Source organism: Ramlibacter henchirensis (genome assembly GCF_004682015.1).
Lineage (GTDB): Bacteria > Pseudomonadota > Gammaproteobacteria > Burkholderiales > Burkholderiaceae_C > Ramlibacter > Ramlibacter henchirensis.
In genome coordinates, this window is the sequence record NZ_SMLM01000001.1 from 1265800 (window position 1) to 1283682 (window position 17883).

General features: G+C 70.3%; 18 protein-coding genes. 8 read left to right on the forward strand and 10 right to left on the reverse strand.

Features of this window, described 5'->3' with window-relative positions; translation table 11 throughout:
* The first annotated feature begins 8 nt into the window (after positions 1-8).
* The gene (locus tag EZ313_RS06290; RefSeq protein WP_135262337.1) at positions 9-314 is read left to right on the forward strand and encodes a hypothetical protein; all 306 of its coding nucleotides are present in this window, start codon (positions 9-11) and stop codon (positions 312-314) included.
* 33 nt (positions 315-347) lie between these two features.
* Here the strand turns inward: EZ313_RS06290 and EZ313_RS06295 are convergent, their stop codons facing one another.
* The 6 genes from EZ313_RS06295 to EZ313_RS06320 all read right to left on the reverse strand — a co-directional run bounded on the left by EZ313_RS06295 (position 348) and on the right by EZ313_RS06320 (position 4312).
* Positions 348-992, reverse strand: coding sequence for a cation efflux transmembrane domain-containing protein (locus tag EZ313_RS06295; protein ID WP_135262338.1), 645 nt, complete (start codon positions 990-992; stop codon positions 348-350).
* 63 nt (positions 993-1055) lie between these two features.
* A complete protein-coding gene (locus tag EZ313_RS06300) occupies positions 1056-1265 on the reverse strand; it encodes a hypothetical protein (RefSeq protein WP_135262339.1) in 210 nt (69 codons plus the stop codon).
* 152 nt (positions 1266-1417) lie between these two features.
* The gene (locus EZ313_RS06305) at positions 1418-2170 is read right to left on the reverse strand and encodes a FecR family protein (RefSeq protein ID WP_135262340.1); all 753 of its coding nucleotides are present in this window, start codon (positions 2168-2170) and stop codon (positions 1418-1420) included.
* The gene (locus EZ313_RS06310) at positions 2167-2928 is read right to left on the reverse strand and encodes a BPSS1780 family membrane protein (RefSeq protein ID WP_135262341.1); all 762 of its coding nucleotides are present in this window, start codon (positions 2926-2928) and stop codon (positions 2167-2169) included. The genes EZ313_RS06305 and EZ313_RS06310 overlap by 4 nt, the downstream gene beginning before the upstream one ends.
* 92 nt (positions 2929-3020) lie before the next feature.
* The gene (locus tag EZ313_RS06315; RefSeq protein WP_135262342.1) at positions 3021-3983 is read right to left on the reverse strand and encodes a homoserine kinase; all 963 of its coding nucleotides are present in this window, start codon (positions 3981-3983) and stop codon (positions 3021-3023) included.
* Positions 3984-3994: 11 nt separating this feature from the next.
* Positions 3995-4312, reverse strand: a complete 318-nt coding sequence (locus EZ313_RS06320; RefSeq protein ID WP_135262343.1) for a hypothetical protein — start codon at positions 4310-4312, stop codon at positions 3995-3997.
* A gap of 55 nt (positions 4313-4367) precedes the next feature.
* Here EZ313_RS06320 and polA point away from each other — a divergent pair, with 55 nt between their 5' ends.
* Both polA and EZ313_RS06330 read left to right on the forward strand, forming a co-directional pair.
* Positions 4368-7175 (forward strand): DNA polymerase I, encoded by a 2808-nt coding sequence (polA, locus tag EZ313_RS06325; RefSeq protein ID WP_135262344.1) that lies wholly within the window; start codon positions 4368-4370, stop codon positions 7173-7175.
* A gap of 19 nt (positions 7176-7194) precedes the next feature.
* Positions 7195-7707 carry a hypothetical protein gene (locus EZ313_RS06330; protein WP_135262345.1) on the forward strand — a complete coding sequence of 171 codons (513 nt, stop codon included), beginning with the start codon at positions 7195-7197 and terminating at the stop codon, positions 7705-7707.
* A 7-nt stretch (positions 7708-7714) separates the two neighbouring features.
* Here the strand turns inward: EZ313_RS06330 and EZ313_RS06335 are convergent, their stop codons facing one another.
* The gene (locus EZ313_RS06335; protein WP_135262346.1) at positions 7715-7903 is read right to left on the reverse strand and encodes a 4-oxalocrotonate tautomerase; all 189 of its coding nucleotides are present in this window, start codon (positions 7901-7903) and stop codon (positions 7715-7717) included.
* 96 nt (positions 7904-7999) lie between these two features.
* On the opposite strand from EZ313_RS06335, the gene EZ313_RS06340 reads away from it, so the two are divergent.
* Entirely contained in the window at positions 8000-8893 is an 894-nt protein-coding gene (locus EZ313_RS06340; RefSeq protein ID WP_135262347.1) for a dienelactone hydrolase family protein, read from the forward strand.
* Between the two features lie 59 nt (positions 8894-8952).
* Positions 8953-9807: a ZIP family metal transporter gene (locus EZ313_RS06345; protein WP_135262348.1), complete on the forward strand. Its 855-nt coding sequence runs from the start codon at positions 8953-8955 to the stop codon at positions 9805-9807.
* Between the two features lie 24 nt (positions 9808-9831).
* Here EZ313_RS06345 and EZ313_RS06350 read toward each other — a convergent pair whose 3' ends face one another.
* Positions 9832-10275, reverse strand: a complete 444-nt coding sequence (locus tag EZ313_RS06350; protein ID WP_135263587.1) for a thrombospondin type 3 repeat-containing protein — start codon at positions 10273-10275, stop codon at positions 9832-9834.
* A 226-nt stretch (positions 10276-10501) separates the two neighbouring features.
* Between EZ313_RS06350 and EZ313_RS06355 the strand changes: the two genes are divergently transcribed.
* From EZ313_RS06355 to EZ313_RS06365, 3 genes are all read left to right on the forward strand, one after another.
* Positions 10502-11926, forward strand: a complete 1425-nt coding sequence (locus EZ313_RS06355) for a hypothetical protein (protein ID WP_135262349.1) — start codon at positions 10502-10504, stop codon at positions 11924-11926.
* A gap of 61 nt (positions 11927-11987) precedes the next feature.
* Positions 11988-12755 carry a DUF4142 domain-containing protein gene (locus EZ313_RS06360; protein WP_167772536.1) on the forward strand — a complete coding sequence of 256 codons (768 nt, stop codon included), beginning with the start codon at positions 11988-11990 and terminating at the stop codon, positions 12753-12755.
* 125 nt (positions 12756-12880) lie between these two features.
* Positions 12881-13666 carry a DUF4142 domain-containing protein gene (locus EZ313_RS06365; RefSeq protein WP_167772537.1) on the forward strand — a complete coding sequence of 262 codons (786 nt, stop codon included), beginning with the start codon at positions 12881-12883 and terminating at the stop codon, positions 13664-13666.
* On the opposite strand, the gene EZ313_RS06370 is transcribed toward EZ313_RS06365, so the two are convergent.
* Both EZ313_RS06370 and EZ313_RS06375 read right to left on the reverse strand, forming a co-directional pair.
* Positions 13663-14181: a DUF4019 domain-containing protein gene (locus tag EZ313_RS06370; RefSeq protein WP_135262352.1), complete on the reverse strand. Its 519-nt coding sequence runs from the start codon at positions 14179-14181 to the stop codon at positions 13663-13665. The genes EZ313_RS06365 and EZ313_RS06370 overlap by 4 nt on opposite strands.
* 53 nt (positions 14182-14234) lie before the next feature.
* The gene (locus EZ313_RS06375) at positions 14235-17861 is read right to left on the reverse strand and encodes a hydantoinase B/oxoprolinase family protein (protein ID WP_135262353.1); all 3627 of its coding nucleotides are present in this window, start codon (positions 17859-17861) and stop codon (positions 14235-14237) included.
* Positions 17862-17883 lie beyond the last annotated feature (22 nt).

Genomic DNA, 17883 nt, shown 5'->3' on the forward strand with positions numbered 1-17883 from the left:
GAGAAACCATGAACAGCGAGACGTCCTCCTCCAATCCCTTCCCCACCAGCAGCAGCACCAGCAGCACCAGCACCGGCGGCAGCAACGCCGGCGGCATGGGCGCGGACAGCGGCACGGTGCAGCGCCTGGCGCAGCGCGCCCACGAAGCCGTGGACCGCCTCGAGCAGACCGTCAGCACCGGCAGCGAGCGGATGATCGGCTGGCAGCAGGAGTACGGCGACATGGCCCGCGAGCAGGTGCGCACGAACCCGCTCGCCGCCGTCGGCGTGGCCTTCGCGGTCGGGATCATCTTCTCCAAGCTCTTCATGCGCTGAGCGTCCGCGACGCACATCGCGAGGGACTCGGGTTCACGGAACCTGGGTCCCTTTGTCTTTGGCGGTGCGAAGTTCGACGCGCGCCTGCATCGTGACCGACGCGGCGGAGGTGAGTGCGAGCAGGGCCATGCCCGCGGCCACCGCCAGGTCGGGCCACGCGGTGCCGCTGCCGAACACGCCCAGGGCGGCGGCCATGACGGCCAGGTTGCCCAGCGCGTCGTTGCGCGTGCACAGCCAGACGCTGCGCATGTTGGCGTCGCCTTCCCGGAAGCGATAGAGCATCAGCGCCACGCCGACATTGGCCGCCAGCGCGAGCGTGCCCACGGCGCCCATGGTGGCCGCCTCGGGCAGCACGCCCTGCCACATCGACCAGCCGGTGCGCGCGAGCACGGCGACGCCGAACAAGGCCATGCTCGCGGCCTTGAGCAGCGCCGAGCGCGCCCGCCACGTCACGTGCAGCGCCAGCACGGCCAGCGACACGCCGTAGTTGGCGGCGTCGCCGAAGAAATCGATGGCATCGGCCAGCAGCGAGACCGAGCCGGACCGAAGGCCGGCCGCGATCTCGATCGCGAACATGCCCGCATTCACGGCCAGGGCGATCCAGAGCGCCCGTGCATAGCCCGCCGGCGCCTGGCCGGGCGGGAGCTCATGGTGATGGTGCTCGTGGTGGGCGGACATCGGGCTCGCTGAACGAGCCCGCATTGGACACTGCCTTCGGGCAGGCCGCGCGGGGCAGGGCGATCAGCTCAGGCGGATCTTGCCTTCTCGCACGTAACGGTCGAACTCGTCGCGGGTGATCGCCGCGGAGCCGGGGTCGTTGCCTTCCATCCAGCCTAGCGTGACGCTGTCGTCGGCCACTTCGATGTCGACGGGGCCGTCGGGGATGGGCATGAGCATGCCGTCGCCGGCACGGAAGCTCACTTCTCCGCGGATGATGGCTTGCTGGGACATGGCGTTCTCCTTTCGTCAGTCCTCTGCCCGTCATTTCATCCGTGGCACTGATCCGTGGCTGTCAGCGAACGCCTCGTGTCGAGGCCGGAGCCCGCGTTTTACAAAAACCGGGAGCAGCTCATCAGGCCGATGAGCCGCCAGGCGGCACCGCGTCAACGCGGTGTTTCAGAGGGCGTGGCGGCCGGACGCTCCTGGGAGTAGCCGTCGCCGTCCTTTGCGCCCTTGCGACCGAGCACCTGCCAGGCCGTACGCTGGTCGACCAGCTGCGCGAGGTGCTCCAGCTCCTCGTCGGTGTGGTTGATCGCCTTGGCGGGCGTGAGCAGGCGGCCGTTCTTCGGCTGCGGCTCGCCCCAGAACGCCTGGTGGTAATCGGCACGCGAGAGGGCGCGGTCGTCCCCCGCGCTCATCTCCACCACGCCGTAACAGTTGCAGAAATAGCTGCGGAACGACTGCTCCGGGAAGACTTCGGTGTACACGCCGGTGCCGCGGATGCCGGCGGTGAGCGTGGGCGTGATGATCTGCCGGCTGCTGCCCTTTCCCCAGACGCTGGCGACGGCGCCGGTGAGCATGCGCAGAACGCTCACCGCATTCAGGGTGGCGCCGCGCTCCACCACCAGGCGGCTGTTCTGCCGCACCTGAAACGCGGAGTTGCCGATGACGAAGACCAGGCTGGAACCGGGCCCCGTTTCCACGGCGTCGCCTGTCTGGATGACCCCTTGCGGCGTGAGGCGCTGCCCGTTCACCAGCGCGTCGCCGCGCAGGTCGACGACGTTCCCGCGTCGCTGCGCCCATGCACCTGCGAAGCCGCCCATCGAAGTCCAGGCCGCGGCCGCCTGCAGGAAGCTGCGTCGCCGGAACCAGAGGACTTCGTCTTCGCGGCGGCCTTGCAGGTGGTGCTGGGTCATTGGGGTTCTCCGTCGGGTGAATCGGGGGGCGCTTCGTCGGCGCTGAAGCTGTCGCGGAAAGTGAAATAGATCGAGCTGGTGAACATGGCGGCCATCAGCAGCGCGGTGGGCACCATCACCGCCCGCGCCAGCGCCGTGCCGCCGGCCAGCGCGCCGAGCAGGCTGAGCACCGTGCCCACCAGCAGGAACACGCCCATCCAGGCCAGCGCATACACCACCAGCGCGCCCAGGTTGCGCCAGCACGCGACCACGCTGAAGAACAGGCTCTTGGCGGGGGTCACGCCGTACCAGTGCACCAGAGCGGGCGCGTGCCAGAACATCAGGAACAGCGGGGTGTGCATCAGCAGCGTCACGAGCAGCGTGCCATCGACTTCTCCCGCTTGCGGCGCGGGGCTGCTGCCGGCGATCAGCGTGGACAGCCCGGTGGCGATGACCGAGCCCACCGTGTAGACCACGCCCAGCATCAGCATCGAGCGCAGCCGGTCGCGGCCCGCACGGAACGCGCTCACCAGCAGCGTGGGCATCGGGAAGCGCCCGCTGGAGGCCTCCGCCGTGGCGGCCATCAGGCCCAAGGTGGCCGCCGGCACCAGGATGCCGGCGGCGACGATACCGATCACGGGAATCTGCGTCACGACCAGGACGACCGCCATGTACATGAAGAAAAGCCCCGCCAGCGCCAGCGGCTGCCGCAGGAAAGTCCGGATGCCCTGGCGCACCCAGAGCAGGCCGGTTCGCGGCGGGACGACGTTGAGTTTCATGGAGGTACGTTGGAACTGCCGAGGCGGATGCGCCTTCGTGCGGCGCGGTCCGGGCCGCTCAGGATGAATTTAGCGCAACGGCGGCCGGGGCCTCAGGCGTGCACCGGGTGGGCGATGCGCTGGCGCAGCACGCGCTCGAAATGCGCCGGGTCGTGCGGCTTGAGAAGCGACGCCTCGCGCGGCAGGTGGAAGTCCCACAACCGCGAGATCCAGAAGCGCAGCGCGCCCGCGCGCAGCATGGCCGGCAGCAGCCGGCGTTCCGCCGCCGCGAGCGGCCGCACCCGCTGGTAGGCCTGCAGGAAGGTCTGGCAGCGCAGGGGATCGTGCGCGCCGGTGGGAAGGTCGACGCACCAGTCGTTCAGGCACACGCCGATGTCGAACAGCCAGCTGTCCACGCCCGCGAAGTAGAAGTCGAAGAAGCCGGTGAGCGCGCCGTCCTGGAACATCACGTTGTCGCGGAACAGGTCGGCATGGATCGGCCCGCGCGGCAGGGCGGCATAGGCGGAGGATTCGGCCACGTGGTTCTGGAACGCGAGTTCGCTGCGCAGCAGGTCGGCCTGCTGCGGTCCGGCGAAGGGCAGCACCACCGGCACCGTCTCGTTCCACCAGGCCAGGCCGCGCAGGTTGGGCTGGCTGCGGTTGAAGTCGCGCGCGGCCAGGTGCAGGCGGGCGAGCATCTCGCCCACGCTGGCGCAGTGCGCCGCGGTGGGCGCCAGCTCGCTGTGGCCCGCGAGCTTGTTCACCACGGCGGCCGGCTTGCCGCGGACCTGGTGGAGGATGTCGCCGTCGCGGTCGGCCTGCGGGTCGGGCACGGGGATGCCGCGCTGCGCCAGGTGCTTCATCAGGTGCAGGTAGAAGGGCAGCTGTTCGGCCGTGAGGCGCTCGAACAGCGTCAGCACCCATTCGGCCTGCTGGCCGTCCTGCACCGTGGTGACGAAGTAGTTGGTGTTCTCGATGCCGCCCTGGATGCCGCGCAGGTCGCGCAGCTCGCCCAGCCCCAGCCGCTGGGCGAGTTCGCGCGCCTCGTCCTGCCCCACCTCGGTGAAGACCGCCATCGCCGCCGGTGTCAGAAGTTGAAGACGTTCCAGAAGCGCTGGCCGCCACCCGCGCCACCGGTCCGCTCGTCGGCCACGCGGCCGCGCGTGGGCGTGGACGGCGTGACCTCGTAGGCCGGCACCTCGCCCTTGGGCTGCACGGTGATGCTCTGGGTCTGGCCCGCGTAGCGCACTTCCTCGATGCGGTTGCCGGCGTCCTCGTGCACGATGCGCTCGATCTTCTGGTTGCGCCGGCCGTCCAGCGGCGCCTCGGGCTGCGGCGGAAGTGCCTGCGACCACGATGCGGCGCTGGCGATCAGCAGGGCGGCGGAAACGGCGAAGCGAGGCATGCGGCAATTGTAGGGCGGCCGTGGGCCGGTTTCCCCGCGGGCACAATCGCCCGCCATGAGCGATTCCGACAGCCCGCCCCGCAAGACCCTGCTGCTGGTGGACGGCTCCAGCTACCTGTACCGCGCCTTCCACGCCATGCCCGACCTGCGGGCCGTTCCCGGCGACCCGACGAGCCCGGCCACCGGCGCCATCCGCGGGATGATCAACATGATGCAGAAGCTGCGAAAGGACGTGCGCGCCGACTACGCGGCCTGCGTGTTCGACGCGCCCGGCAAGACCTTCCGCGACGACCTGTATCCCGAGTACAAGGCCAACCGCTCGGCGATGCCCGACGAACTGCGCGCGCAGATCGAGCCGATCCACGAAGTGGTGCGCCTGCTCGGCTGGAAGGTGCTGCACGTCCCGGGCGTGGAGGCCGACGACGTGATCGGCACGCTGGCCTGCATGGCGCGCGAGCGCGGCATCCACACCGTGATCTCCTCGGGCGACAAGGACCTCTCGCAGCTGGTCGACGAGCTCGTGACCGTCATCGACACCATGAACGACAGGGTGCGCGACCTCGCCGGCGTGGAAGCCGAGTTCGGCGTGCCGCCGCGGCTGATGGTGGACTACCAGGCGCTGGTGGGCGATTCCGTGGACAACGTGCCGGGCGTGGACAAGGTCGGCCCCAAGACGGCCGTCAAGCTGCTGCAGGAATACGGCTCGCTCGACCAGCTGATCGCGCGCGCCGAGGAAGTGAAGGGCGCGGTCGGCCAGAACCTGCGCAAGGCGCTGGACTGGCTGCCCAAGGGCCGCGAGCTGCTCACGATCCGCAAGGACTGCGACCTCAAGGACCACATCCCGGGCTTCCCGGACCTGGAGGACATCGTCATCAACGGCCAGGACACCGAGAAGCTCAAGGTCTTCTACGAGAAGTACGGCTTCAAGGGGCTGGTCAAGCAGCTGGAGTTGCACGACGTCCCGCCGGAGCTGCTGGAGGAGCACAAGAAAAAGGAGAGGGCGGCGCCGGCAGGTGGGCTGTTCGAGGAGCCGGACCTCTCGGGCCTGTCGCAGGCGACCAACCTGCAGTACGAGACGGTGCTGACGTGGGATCAGCTCGATGCGCTGATCGCGCAACTGGAAGCCGCGCCGCTGGTGGCGCTGGACACCGAGACGAATTCGCTCGACGAGATGCACGCCGAGATCATCGGCCTGTCGTTCTCCACCGCACCCGGCGTGGCGGCCTACCTGCCGCTGGCCCACAGCTACGCGGGCGTGCGCGACCAGCTGCCGCGCGAAGAAGCACTCGCCCGGCTGAAGCCCTGGCTGGAGAACCCCGAGCGGCCCAAGCTGGGCCAGCACGTGAAGTACGACCGCCATGTGTTCGCCAATCACGGCATCGAGATGCGCGGTTACGCCCACGACACCATGCTGGAAAGCTACGTGCTGGAAGTGCACAAGCCGCACGGCCTCGCCAGCCTGGCCGAGCGCCACCTGGGCCGCAGCGGCATCGACTACGAGAACATCGCCGGCAAGGGCCAGCACCAGATCCCGTTCCAGCAGGTCCCCATCGACAAGGCGGCGGAGTATTCCTGCGAGGACTCCGACCAGACGCTGGACGTCCACCTGACCCTCTGGCCCAAGCTGGAGCGCGACGCCAAGCTGCGCTTCATCTACGACCTGGAGATGAGGAGCAGCGAGACGCTGTACCGCATCGAGCGCAACGGCGTGCTGATCGACAGCCGGGAGCTGCAGCGGCAGGGCCATGAGCTCGGCCAGCGCATCCTGCGGCTCGAACAGGAAGCGCACGAACTCGCCGGCCAGCCCTTCAACCTGGGCAGCCCCAAGCAGATCTGCGACATCCTCTTCACCAAGCAGGGCCTGCCGGTGATCAAGAAGACGGCGAGCGGCGCGCCCAGCACCGACGAGGAGGTGCTGGAAAAGCTGGCCGAGGACTATCCGCTGCCGGCCAAGATCCTGGAGCACCGGGGGCTGTCGAAACTCAAGGGCACCTACGTCGACAAGCTGCCGCAGATGGTGCATCCGCGCACCGGGCGCGTGCACACGCATTACGCGCAGGCGGTGGCCGTCACCGGACGGCTCTCCAGCAACGAGCCGAACCTGCAGAACATCCCGATCCGCACGCCGGAGGGCCGGCGCATCCGCGAGGCCTTCATCGCCGCGCCCGGCCACGTGATCGCCAGCGCCGACTACAGCCAGATCGAGCTGCGCATCATGGCCCACATCAGCGAGGACGAGGCGCTGCTGCGCGCCTTCCGCGAGGAGATGGACGTGCACCGCGCCACCGCGGGCGAGGTGTTCGGCGTGCCGCCCGACGAGGTGTCCAGCGAGCAGCGCCGCTACGCCAAGGTGATCAACTTCGGGCTGATCTACGGCATGAGCAGCTTCGGCCTGGCACGCAACCTGGGCATCGACACCAAGGCGGCCGCCAACTACATCGACCGCTACTTCCAGCGCTACCCGGGCGTGAAGCACTACATGGACGAGACGCGCCTCTCGGCCAAGAGCCGCGGCTACGTCGAGACCGTGTTCGGCCGCAGGCTGTACCTGCCCGAGATCAATTCGCCCAACGGGCCGCGCCGCGCGGGCGCCGAGCGCGCCGCGATCAACGCACCGATGCAGGGAACGGCGGCCGACGTGATCAAGCTGGCGATGGTGAAGATCCAGGACGTGCTGGACCAGCACAAGCGCGCCACGAAGATGATCCTGCAGGTGCACGACGAACTGGTGTTCGAAGTGCCGGAGGCCGAAGTGGACTGGGTGCGCAGCGAGATTCCGCGGCTGATGGCGGGCGTCGCCGAACTGCGCGTGCCGCTCGTGGCCGAAATAGGCGTTGGACCGAATTGGGAAACGGCCCACTGAGCCTGATAATCGCCCTGCCATGGCCAGCAAACCCCCGACGCCCAAACCCACCGCGCCGGATCCCTTCGCGGGAAGCACCCGCGCGACGGTGCCCATGCCCATCGAGAAGAACAGCGAGTCGGCCTGGCAGCTTTTCGAGGCGTTGCGCAACGGCGAGGAGCCGGCCGCCGGCCACGAGGCCACCGAGCAGATGGAGCTGGGCCCTGCGGGCGGCCCCGCCGCGTCACGGGCACCGCAACGCGCCGTTTCGCTGGAAGACGTGCTGCAGCTGGCGCGGCGCAACAACCGCGCCTGCCCGCTGCCGGCCCCCTGGGCGGCCTTCTACGAGCTACTGCCCGCCAGGACGGTGGATGGCCGCAGCGTCAAGCCGCCGGCGTCGATCGACCGCGCCGGCTGGACCAAGATGTCCGCCATGCAGAAGCGCCTGCGCCTGCGCGACCAGATCGAGTGGGCCGAGCGCGCCGGCGTCCTGCAGGCCGCCTACGACTTCCTGGCGAACCTGCCCGAAGCCCACTGGCATCATTTCGAGTGACCGCGCGTCACTCCCGCTCGGACCAGAGCACGCCGCCGGTGGCCCAGTCGCTGCGCTTGATGTCGTAGAGCAGGATGTCCACCGCCTCGGGCTTGCTGCCCAGGGTGTTGACGACGGCCTGCGTGAGCGCCTTGACGAGTTCCTTCTTCTGTTCGGGCGTGCGGCCCTCCATCAGTTCGACGCGAAGCGTGGGCATGGCGATCTCCTTCGGAATGTGCGAGTGGAGCCGGGGATTATGGTTTCGCCCCTATAGTCGCCCTCCATTCGCATGCCAACCACGACGGAGAACACCATGCTGGATGACGACCTGAGGAAGGATTTCGATGCGCTGCTGCCCGGCGCCACCGGCGAGGCCGGCCCGAGCCGCCGCACCGCGCTCAAGGTGCTGGGCGCGGGCTACGCGGCGGCCGCCGGGACCGCGATGGCGCAGACCGCGATCAGGACGCCTTCGGACGGCCTGACCGTGGGAGAGATCAGCTACGAGGTCAACGGCTTCAAGGTGCCGGCCTACCGCGCCGCGCCGGCCGGGCGCACCGGGCTGCCGGTGGTGCTGGTGATCCATGAGATCTTCGGCGTCCACGAGTACATCGCCGACACCGCGCGGCGTCTCGCGAAGGCGGGCTACCTGGCCATCGCGCCGGAGCTGTACGCGCGGCAGGGCGATCCGGGCAGCTACGGCGAGGTCGCGAAGCTGCAGGCGGAGATCGTGTCCAAGGTGTCCGATGCGCAGGTGATGGCGGACCTGGACGGCGCGCTCAAGTGGGCCGCGGGCAACGGCGGCGACGCGTCGAAGGCGGCGATCACCGGCTTCTGCTGGGGCGGCCGCATCGCGTGGCTGTATGCCGCGCACGGGCCGGTGAAGGCGGGCGTGGCCTGGTACGGCCGCCTCGCCGGCAACAGCACGGAGACGACGCCGAAGCACCCGGTGGACCACGCGGCGAACCTGAAAGCGCCGGTGCTGGGGCTGTACGGCGCGGCCGACACCGGCATCCCGCTGGACACGGTTGATAAGATGAAGGCTGCGCTGGCCAACGGCTCGCCCGCGGCCAGGGCCTCGCAGTTCGTGGTCTACCCCGACGCGCCGCACGCCTTCCACGCCGACTACCGCCCCAGCTTCCGCCAGGGCCCCGCCGAAGACGGCTGGAAACGCGCGCTGGCCTGGTTCAAGGCCAACGGCGTGGCCTGAAGCCCGGCCCGTTGATCGCGAAAGCCGCCCGCGGGGCGGTTTTCTTTTGCTCGCACTGAATGACCCTGATCGCCATCCTCGCCGCCACCCTCGCCGCCGGCATCGGCAGCGTCTGGCTTGCGGCCGCCCTCATGGGCCTGGGCGTGCTCGCCCAGGCGCCCGGCGGCGAGCGACGCCCCGGGGCGCAGCACCTGCTCAGCCTGGCCGCGGGCGCGCTGCTGGCCACGGCCTTCATGCACCTGCTGCCCGAGGCCTTCGAGAGCGAGGCCAGCGCCAAGGAACTGTTCGCGACGCTGCTGGTGAGCGTGGTGTTCTTCTTCCTGCTGGACAAGGCGGAGCTTTGGCACCACGGGCATGAACACCACCACGGCAGCGAGCCGGCGGAAGGGCACGCGGGCCACACGCATGCGCACTCGCACGCCGGTCACGGCCACGCGCATGCGCATGGGGAGGAGCGGTTGCGCTCCGGCGGCTGGACCGTGCTCACCGGCGACAGCGTCCACTGCTTCGGAGACGGCGTGCTGATCGCCTCCGCCTTCATCGCCGACCTGCGGCTCGGCGTGGTGGCGGCGCTCGCGGTGCTGGCGCACGAGGTGCCGCACCACGTGGGCGATCTCGCGGTGCTGCGCCAGACCAGCGGCAGCCGCCGCGCGGCGATCGCCAAGGTGTCGTTGGCCGGCGCGGTCACGCCCTTGGGTGGTCTGGTCGGCTGGTGGCTGGTGGACCGGCTCCACGACCTGCTGCCTTTCCTGCTGGTGGTGGCCAGCAGCAGCTTCATCTACGTCGCGCTCGCGGACCTCATTCCGCAGCTGCAAAAGCGCCTGGGCGCGCGCGAGACCCTCGCCCAGGTGCTGTGGCTGGCGCTGGGCATCGCGCTCGTGTACCTCGTGAGCGGCTTCGCCCACGTGCACTGACGGCGCACGGAAAGCCCGCGCGCTTCAGCGCCAGTGGTTGCGCGGCGCGCGATCGCGCCAGTTCGGCACGCCGTCGCCGTCGATGTCGCGGTCGAAGCGGTTCGGGATGCCATCCCGGTCCTGGTCGAAACGGCGGGCGTGGTGGTCGCCATGGAACCCGCCGAAATGCGGCTGCACGTGCTGGCCCGGATGCGTGACGATCCAGTGGCCGTCCACCCACACATGGCCGTGGTGGTGGCGCACCCAGTGCCCCGGCACCCAGGTGCGCACGGGATGCGGCTGCACGATCACCGGCCCGGGCTGCACGAAGACGGGCCCGGGTTGCACGAAAACCGGCCCCGTCCCGTGCGAGCGCACGCCGTGCGGGTAGACGCGCACGCCTTGCTCGGCATGCGCCGGCGACGCGATGATGGCCGCGGCCGCCGCCAGCGCCGCGGCGCACGTTCCGATCCACACTGACTTGCCCATGTCGTACTCCTTGGGAGATGGGGTGATTGCATCGTGCTACGCAACCGTATCCGCATCGCGAAGACGTTGCGAAGCGTGTGTGAAGAAACGCCGGGTTGCGTTAACGCCGAGCAGTCCTACAAGCTCGCGCGGTTTTCCGACAGTTCGCCTGCGCTCGCAGTCCTAAGGTCGACCTGTGCGGCTGCGCGGGGGCCCGCGCGGCAACGCCTGAGCAAAGGAGAACGACATGGCTTCACGTGACTACGAGGACCGGGACCGGCAGCAAGGACGCTGGTCTCACGAGCAGGACCAGGACCGCGAGCGCGCGCAGGGACAGGGCCAGCAAGGCCAGCAGGGCCGCTGGTCGCGCGACCAGGGGCGTGCGTCGGAAGGCGGCTGGGAAGCTTCGCGCGGCGCGTACGGCGGCGACATGGGATCGCAGCGCTCCGGTGGCTTCGGTGGGTACGGCGGCGAGCAGCACGGGCAGGGCCGCGGCGGCCAGGAGTACGGCGGCCAGGGCGGCCAGGGCGGACAGGGCTACGGCCGTCAGGAGTACGGCGGTCAAGGCCGCGGCAGCGAGTTCGGCGGCGAGTTCGGCGGCCAGAGCAACTGGGGCCGCGGCGGCTATGGCGGCCAGGGCTTCCAGGGCGGCCAGCAGGGCGGCTACGGCCAGCAGGGCGGCTACGCCGGCGGGCAGAGCGGCGCCGGCGGCTGGGGCAGCCCGCAGGGCGCAGGCCAGGGGCATCAGGGCGGCTGGCAGGCCCACCAGGGCGGCCAGGAATCGCAGTGGGGCGGCCACCAGGGCGGCCAGTGGGGCGGCAATGCGCCCGGCGGCCAGGGCTACGGCCAGCAGCAGGGCGGCCAGTACGGCGGCATGGGCATGAACTACGGCCAGGGCGGCAACATGGTCACCGGCTACGGCCAGGGCGGCCAGCACCAGGGCGGCGCCATGCAGGGCGGCGGCTTCGGCCAGGGGCACCTGGGCGGCAGCCAGGGCAGCTATGGCCAGGGCGGTTATGGCGGCCAGGGCGGTGGCTACCAGGGCGGCTATGGCGAAACGCGGGGCGGCTACGGCGCCGGCTTGCAGCAGGGCCACTGGCGTGACCCGGGAAGCTTCAACCAGGGCCCGCAGGTCGGCAGCCAGGGCAGCTACGGCCAGGGCGGCTGGGGACAGCAGCATGGCGGCCAGCAGCACGGCGGCCACTCGCTCGAGAACGTCGGCGGCATGCAGCACGGCCAGCCCGGGCAGCACCACGACCCCGACTACCACCAGTGGCGCGAGGAGCAGATCCGCAACCTGGACAACGACTACCAGAGCTGGCGGCAGGACCGCTACAAGAAGTTCTCGGACGAGTTCAACAGCTGGCGCGCTAGCCGCAGCGGCGGCCAGGGCCAGAACACCATGGGACCGCAGCAGCACGGCAGCACCGGCGGCAACTTCGGCCCGGCGGGTGGCGCGACGGGCTCGCACCAGGGCACGGGCGCCAGCGGCGCGGGCGGCTCGGGCGGCGGCTCGGCCAGCGACCTGCGCGGCTCCAGCGGGATGGGCTCGGCGGGCAGCACGATGAGCGGCGCCGACACCGGCAGCACCGGCAAGTCCGACACCTCCGGCAAGTCCGACACGTCCGGCTCGTCCACGAGCGGCACGACCGGTTCATCCACCAAGAAATGACGCACTGCGGGGCGGCGCGCGCGTGCGGCCGCCCGCCTTCAACCTTCAGGAGCGAATGACGATGCACAAACCCAAGCTTTCCGCCGTGGGCCTGGCCCTGGCTTTCACCTTCGGCAGCGCGCTGGCGCAATCCACCGCGCCGGCGCAGTCGTCCGGCTCCGGCGGCGCGGGCACCTCCGCGACCGGCGGCCGCTCGGCGCCGCAGGCGCAGCCGGGTACCGGTACGCGCAACGCCGAGACCAACAAGGACGACAAGATGGCGCGCGCCGACCGCCGCTTCGTCCAGGAAGTCGCCGGCAGCGGCATGTTCGAGGTGCAGGCGGCGCAGCTGGCCTCCAAGCAGGCCACCGACTCCAACGTCAAGAGCTTCGCCGGCATGCTGGTGGACCATCACACCAAGGCGAACGACGAGCTCACCAAGCTCGCCAACGCCAAGGGCGTGGAGCTGCCGGCGGCGCCGTCGCGCGACCTGCGCCGCCAGATCGAGACGCTGGGCAAGAAGAAGGGCCAGGAGTTCGACCAGGAGTTCGTGCGCAACGTCGGCGTCAAGGCGCACGAAAAGGACATCAAGACCTTCGAGAAGGCCAGCAAGGACCTGAAGGACCCGGAGCTCAAGGCGTTCGCCGAGAAGACGCTGCCCACGCTGAAGGAACACCTCGCGATGGCACAGAAGCTGCCGCAGGCGGGCAAGCAGGGCGGCGAGCAGCAGGGCAAGAAGGCCGGCGGCGACTCCTCGAAGATGGGCGCCGGCGGCGGCAGCGCCAACACGGGCGGGGGCGCGAGCACCGGCACCGGCGGCGGCAGTGGCGCCAACAAGACGGGCAGCTGACGCAATCCATCCGGCAGGCATCGTCCTACGCGCGCGTGGGACGGCGCCGACACGCGGCTGTCACGCCACGCTGAACAATTCCACCAGAGGCCGCCCCCGCATCGAGGGGCGGCGAGGAGTCGCTGGTGGTTTCCAGGCGTTGGATTTGGGTGGCGGCCGGTGCCGCGGCTGCCCTGTGGTTCGCACGCGCGGCGCGCGCCGAGACGGAGGCGGAGTACCTGCAAGGGCCCCACACGGCCAGGACGCAGGCGCCCGCGGCCGAGAAGCTGCCGCAACCAAAAGCCGCTGCAGGCCAGCCGGCCAAGCCGGCTCCAGGCGCGATCGCCAAAACGGCTCCCAAACCCGGCCGCATCTCCGCCAGCGGCTATGCCGCCGATTCGGCGCGGACCGCGACACGATTGCCGCCGGAAGAACGCCATGCCCGCGATTTCCTTCGAGCCGCCGCGCTGCACGCGCGCTTCGAAGTCGACGCATCGCGGCTGGCCCTTGCGCGCGCCGAGAATCCCGGCGTGCGGGGCTTCGCATCCGACCTGCTGCTGTACCACGAGGCCGCCGATGCCGAACTGCTGCACCTGCTGGCCGCGCGCGGCATGGCGCCGCCGATGATGGAGAACAAGCAGCGCAAGACGCTCAACCGCCTGGCGAAGCTCACCGGCGCGAAGTTCGACCGCGAGTTCGTCGCCGGCGTCGGACGCGACCGCCAGCGCGAAGACGTGCAGCGTTTCGAGAAGGCCGCGCTGGGTGTGGCCGATCCGGTGCTGCGCGACTGGATCGACCGCCAGCTGCCGAGCCTGCGCGAGCAGCACTCGTCGGCGACCCGGCTGGCTTCGGGCGAGCCGCGCCGCGCGGACGCGATCAAGCCCGCGGTGGCGCGAGCGGCGGAGCGCCCGCCGCGCTCCAGGCGCGGCTAGCGGGTCGAGTAGCCGGTGACGCGCCAGCGGCCGTCGGGCTCGCGCACGGTGGTCACCAGTTCCTGCACTTCACCGCGCTTCTCGAACTTGCTGACGAAGATCACCGTGACGTAATCGCCGGGCGGCATGCGCTCCAGGCGGTCCTTGTAGGCGACGGTGGCAGGCGCACGATCGACCAGCGCGCCGAAGTCGGCGCGCGCCTTGGGCGCGCCTTCCATCCAGTTGGCCAGCGGCACGGCATTGCGGAACATCGAAGCCGAGGTTTCCCAGGCCGTGCCCCAGTCGCGCCGGTCCAGCAGGGTCAGCCAGCCGGCAGCCGCGAGCTGGCCGGCCTTCTCCTTTTCTTCGGTGCCGGAGGCAGCGGCGGCCTTGGGCGCGGAGGCCGCAGGGGCGGCACCGCCGGCAGCAGGGGCGCCCGGCGAAGCGCCCGCGCCGGGAAGCTTCAGCTGGGCGGCGGCAGGCAGGCTCAGCGCCAGCGCCAGCAGGGCGGCGCACGCGGGGATCGGTCGGGTCATCAAGGTCATGGGAAGAGTCTAGCCCGCGGCCAGCGCCGCGCTTGTGCCCGGCATCAGCCGCCGAACCCGCCGCCGCCCGGCGTGTGGATCTCGAACACGTCGCCCGGCTCCATCTGCGCGGAGCCGATGTGCTCCAGCTGCTCGACGGAGCCGTCCTGCCGCAGGACACGGTTGATGCCCACCTGCCCCGGCTGTCCGCCGGCCATGCCGAACGAGGGATGCCTGCGGCCGTTCGAAAGGATGCTGGCCGTCATCTTCTCGAGGAAGCGCACGCGGCGCACGCCGCCGTTGCCGCCCTTCCACCGGCCGGGGCCGCCCGAGCCCTGGCGGATCTCGTAGCTCTCCAGCCGGACGGGGAAGCGGAACTCCAGCACCTCCGGGTCGGTCAGGCGCGAATTGGTCATGTGGGCCTGGACCACGCTGGTGCCGTCGAAGCCGCCGGCCAGCCGGCCCTGCTCGTCGTATTCGCCGCCCGCGCCCGAGCCGCCGGAGATCGTCTCGTAGTACTGGTGGCGCTCGTTGCCGAAGGTGAAGTTGTTCATCGTGCACTGGCCCGCTGCCATGACGCCGAGCGCGCCGTACAGCGCGTTGGTGATGCAGGTCGACGTCTCCACGTTGCCCGCCACCACGGAGGCCGGCGGGTTCGGGTTGAGCATCGAGCCCGGCGGGATGATCACCTTCAGCGGCTTGAGGCAGCCCGCGTTGAGCGGGATGTCGTCGTCCACCAGCGTGCGGAACACGTACAGCACGGCCGCCATGCACACGGCCGTGGGCGCATTGAAGTTGTTGGTCTGCTGCGGGCTGGTGCCGGTGAAGTCGATGGTCGCGCAGCGGTCCTTCGTGTCGACGCTGATCGCCACCTGGATCTGCGCGCCGTTGTCCAGCGGCAGGGTGAAGCGGCCGTCCTTGAGCCGGGTGATCACGCGGCGCACCGACTCCTCGGCGTTGTCCTGCACGTGGCGCATGTAGGCCTGCACGACGTCCAGGCCGAACTGGTCGACCATGCGGCGCAGTTCCTGCACGCCCTTTTCATTGGCTGCGATCTGCGCCTTCAGGTCGGCCAGGTTCTGCTCCGGGTTGCGGCTCGGGTGCTTGCCGCTGCGCAGCAGGGCCAGCATCTCGGCTTCACGCAGCACGCCCTTGTCGACCAGTTTGAAGTTGTCGATCTGCACGCCTTCCTCCTCGATGCGGGTGGAGAAGGGCGGCATCGAGCCGGGCGTGGTGCCGCCGATGTCGGCGTGGTGGCCTCGGCTGCCGACGTAGAACATGGGCCGATCACCGTCCTGCAGGTACACCGGCGTGATCACGGTGACATCCGGCAGGTGCGTGCCGCCGTGATACGGATCATTCAGCACGTACACATCCCCCGGTGCCATGCGCCCCGCGTTCTCGCGGATCACCGTCTTGATGCTCTCGCCCATCGAGCCCAGGTGCACCGGCATGTGCGGCGCGTTGGCGATCAGGTTGCCTTCGGCGTCGAACAGCGCGCAGGAGAAATCCAGCCGCTCCTTGATGTTCACCGAGTAGGCCGTGTTCTGCAGCTGCAGGCCCATCTGCTCGGCGATGCTCATGAACAGGTTGTTGAACACCTCCAGCAGCACCGGGTCGACGTGCGTGCCTGCGGCGAAGCGCGCCTCGCGCGGCACGCGGCGGTCCAGCACGATGTGGTCCAGCGCGGTGAGCTGCGCCTCCCAGCCCGGCTCCACCACGGTGGTGGCGTTCTTCTCCGCGATGATGGCCGGGCCCGCGATGGTGTCGCCCGGCCGCAGGTCCTCGCGCACGACCAGCGCGGCCTGGTGCCACTGCCCGCCGGAGTACATGCGCACCGTCTCCCGGCGCGGCACCTCGCGCGGCGCGTGCACCGGTTGCTGCTGCTCCGCCGGTGCGTCACCCGCCACCACCGCTTCCACCGAGACGGCCTCGACCACCAGGGTCTTGCCCTGCATCAGGAAGGAGAAGCGCTGCCGGTAGGCCGCTTCGAAGCCCGCCTGGATCGTGGCGAGGTCGCCGAACGGCACGACCAGCGCCGAATCGCTGCCCTGGTAGCGGACGTGCACACGGCGCGCCACGCGCACCTCGCCCGCGTTGACCTGCTGCTGCGCGAGCTCCTCCCGCGCGGCCTCCGCGAGCGAATCGAGCATGTGTGCCACCTCGGGCAGCGACTGCCCCGACAGCGGCAGCTCCACCGCCAGCTCGCGGATCACGTTCTGGTCCGCCAGGCCCATGCCGTACGCCGAGAGCACACCCGCGAGCGGATGCACGAACACGCGCGACATGCCCAGCGCGTCCGCCACCATGCAGGCGTGCTGCCCGCCCGCGCCGCCGAAGCACTGCAGCGTGTAGCGCGTGACGTCGTAGCCGCGCGCGACCGAGATCTTCTTGATGGCGTTGGCCATCTGCTGCACGGCGATGTTGATGAAGCCCTCGGCCGCTTCCTCGGCGCTGCGGCCGGTGCGCTGCGCGATGTCGCGGAACTTGTCCGCCGCCGCTTCGTAGCTGAGCGCTTCGTTCGCATTCGGCCCGAACACCTGCGGGAAGTAGCGCGGCTGGATCTTGCCGGCCATGAGATTGGCATCCGTCACCGCGAGCGGGCCGCCGCGGCGGTAGCTGGCCGGGCCGGGGTTCGCGCCGGCGCTCTGCGGCCCGACGCGGAAGCGCGCGCCGTCGAACTCCAGGATCGAGCCGCCCCCGGCCGCCACCGTGTGGATGCTCATCATCGGCGCGCGCATGCGCACGCCCGCCACCTGCGTCTCGAATTCGCGCTCGAACTCGCCGGCGAAATGCGACACGTCGGTGGAGGTGCCGCCCATGTCGAAGCCGATCACCTTTCGGTGTCCGCCGAGCGCCGCGGTGCGGGCCATGCCGACGATGCCGCCGGCGGGACCGGAGAGGATGGCGTCCTTGCCCTGGAAGGCGTGCGCTTCGGCCAGGCCGCCGGAGGACTGCATGAAGAACAGCTTCACGCCCGGCATCTCGGACTCGACCTGCTCGACGTAACGGCGCAGGATCGGCGACAGGTAGGCATCCACCACCGTCGTGTCGCCGCGGCTGACGAACTTCATCATCGGGCTGGTGCCGTGCGAAGTGCTCACCTGGGCGAAGCCGGCCTCGCGCGCGATGCGACCCGCGGCCTCCTCGTGCGCGGTGTAGCGGTAGCCGTGCATGAAGACCACGGCCGCACTTCTCAGGCCCTGGGCATGCGCGGCGGCCAGCTCTTCGCGCAAATGGGCCTCGTCCAGCGCCTGCAGCACCTCGCCGTGAGCGCCGATGCGCTCGCGCGCCTCGATCACGCGGCTGTAGAGCAGCTCGGGCAGCACGATGTGGCGATCGAACAGGCGAGGGCGGTTCTGGTAGGCGATGCGCAGCGCGTCGCGAAAGCCCCGCGTGGTCACCAGCACCGTCGGCTCGCCCTTGCGTTCCAGCAGCGCGTTGGTGGCGACCGTCGTGCCCATCTTCACGCAGTCGACCACCTCGGGCCGGATCGGCTCGCCGGGCTTCAGGCCCAGCAGGTGCCGAATGCCGGCGACGGCCGCGTCGCGGTACTGCTCGGGGTTGTCCGAAAGCAGCTTGTGCGTGACGAGGGTGCCGTCGGGCCGCCTGCCCACCACGTCGGTGAAGGTGCCTCCGCGGTCGATCCAGAACTGCCAGCGGGCGGGAGAAGGGGAGGGGCTTGCTTGCATGTGTGGGGGACCCTTGGCCCTC

Excerpts from the sequence above, each read along its gene's own strand:
- EZ313_RS06290 (WP_135262337.1), top strand. The coding sequence starts at position 9 with ATGAACAGCGAGACGTCCTCCTCCAATCCCTTCCCCACCAGCAGCAGC.
- EZ313_RS06295 (WP_135262338.1), bottom strand. The coding sequence starts at position 992 with ATGTCCGCCCACCACGAGCACCATCACCATGAGCTCCCGCCCGGCCAG.
- EZ313_RS06300 (WP_135262339.1), bottom strand. The coding sequence starts at position 1,265 with ATGTCCCAGCAAGCCATCATCCGCGGAGAAGTGAGCTTCCGTGCCGGC.
- EZ313_RS06305 (WP_135262340.1), bottom strand. The coding sequence starts at position 2,170 with ATGACCCAGCACCACCTGCAAGGCCGCCGCGAAGACGAAGTCCTCTGG.
- EZ313_RS06310 (WP_135262341.1), bottom strand. The coding sequence starts at position 2,928 with ATGAAACTCAACGTCGTCCCGCCGCGAACCGGCCTGCTCTGGGTGCGC.
- EZ313_RS06315 (WP_135262342.1), bottom strand. The coding sequence starts at position 3,983 with ATGGCGGTCTTCACCGAGGTGGGGCAGGACGAGGCGCGCGAACTCGCC.
- EZ313_RS06320 (WP_135262343.1), bottom strand. The coding sequence starts at position 4,312 with ATGCCTCGCTTCGCCGTTTCCGCCGCCCTGCTGATCGCCAGCGCCGCA.
- polA (WP_135262344.1), top strand. The coding sequence starts at position 4,368 with ATGAGCGATTCCGACAGCCCGCCCCGCAAGACCCTGCTGCTGGTGGAC.
- EZ313_RS06330 (WP_135262345.1), top strand. The coding sequence starts at position 7,195 with ATGGCCAGCAAACCCCCGACGCCCAAACCCACCGCGCCGGATCCCTTC.
- EZ313_RS06335 (WP_135262346.1), bottom strand. The coding sequence starts at position 7,903 with ATGCCCACGCTTCGCGTCGAACTGATGGAGGGCCGCACGCCCGAACAG.
- EZ313_RS06340 (WP_135262347.1), top strand. The coding sequence starts at position 8,000 with ATGCTGGATGACGACCTGAGGAAGGATTTCGATGCGCTGCTGCCCGGC.
- EZ313_RS06345 (WP_135262348.1), top strand. The coding sequence starts at position 8,953 with ATGACCCTGATCGCCATCCTCGCCGCCACCCTCGCCGCCGGCATCGGC.
- EZ313_RS06350 (WP_135263587.1), bottom strand. The coding sequence starts at position 10,275 with ATGGGCAAGTCAGTGTGGATCGGAACGTGCGCCGCGGCGCTGGCGGCG.
- EZ313_RS06355 (WP_135262349.1), top strand. The coding sequence starts at position 10,502 with ATGGCTTCACGTGACTACGAGGACCGGGACCGGCAGCAAGGACGCTGG.
- EZ313_RS06360 (WP_167772536.1), top strand. The coding sequence starts at position 11,988 with ATGCACAAACCCAAGCTTTCCGCCGTGGGCCTGGCCCTGGCTTTCACC.
- EZ313_RS06370 (WP_135262352.1), bottom strand. The coding sequence starts at position 14,181 with ATGACCCGACCGATCCCCGCGTGCGCCGCCCTGCTGGCGCTGGCGCTG.
- EZ313_RS06375 (WP_135262353.1), bottom strand. The coding sequence starts at position 17,861 with ATGCAAGCAAGCCCCTCCCCTTCTCCCGCCCGCTGGCAGTTCTGGATC.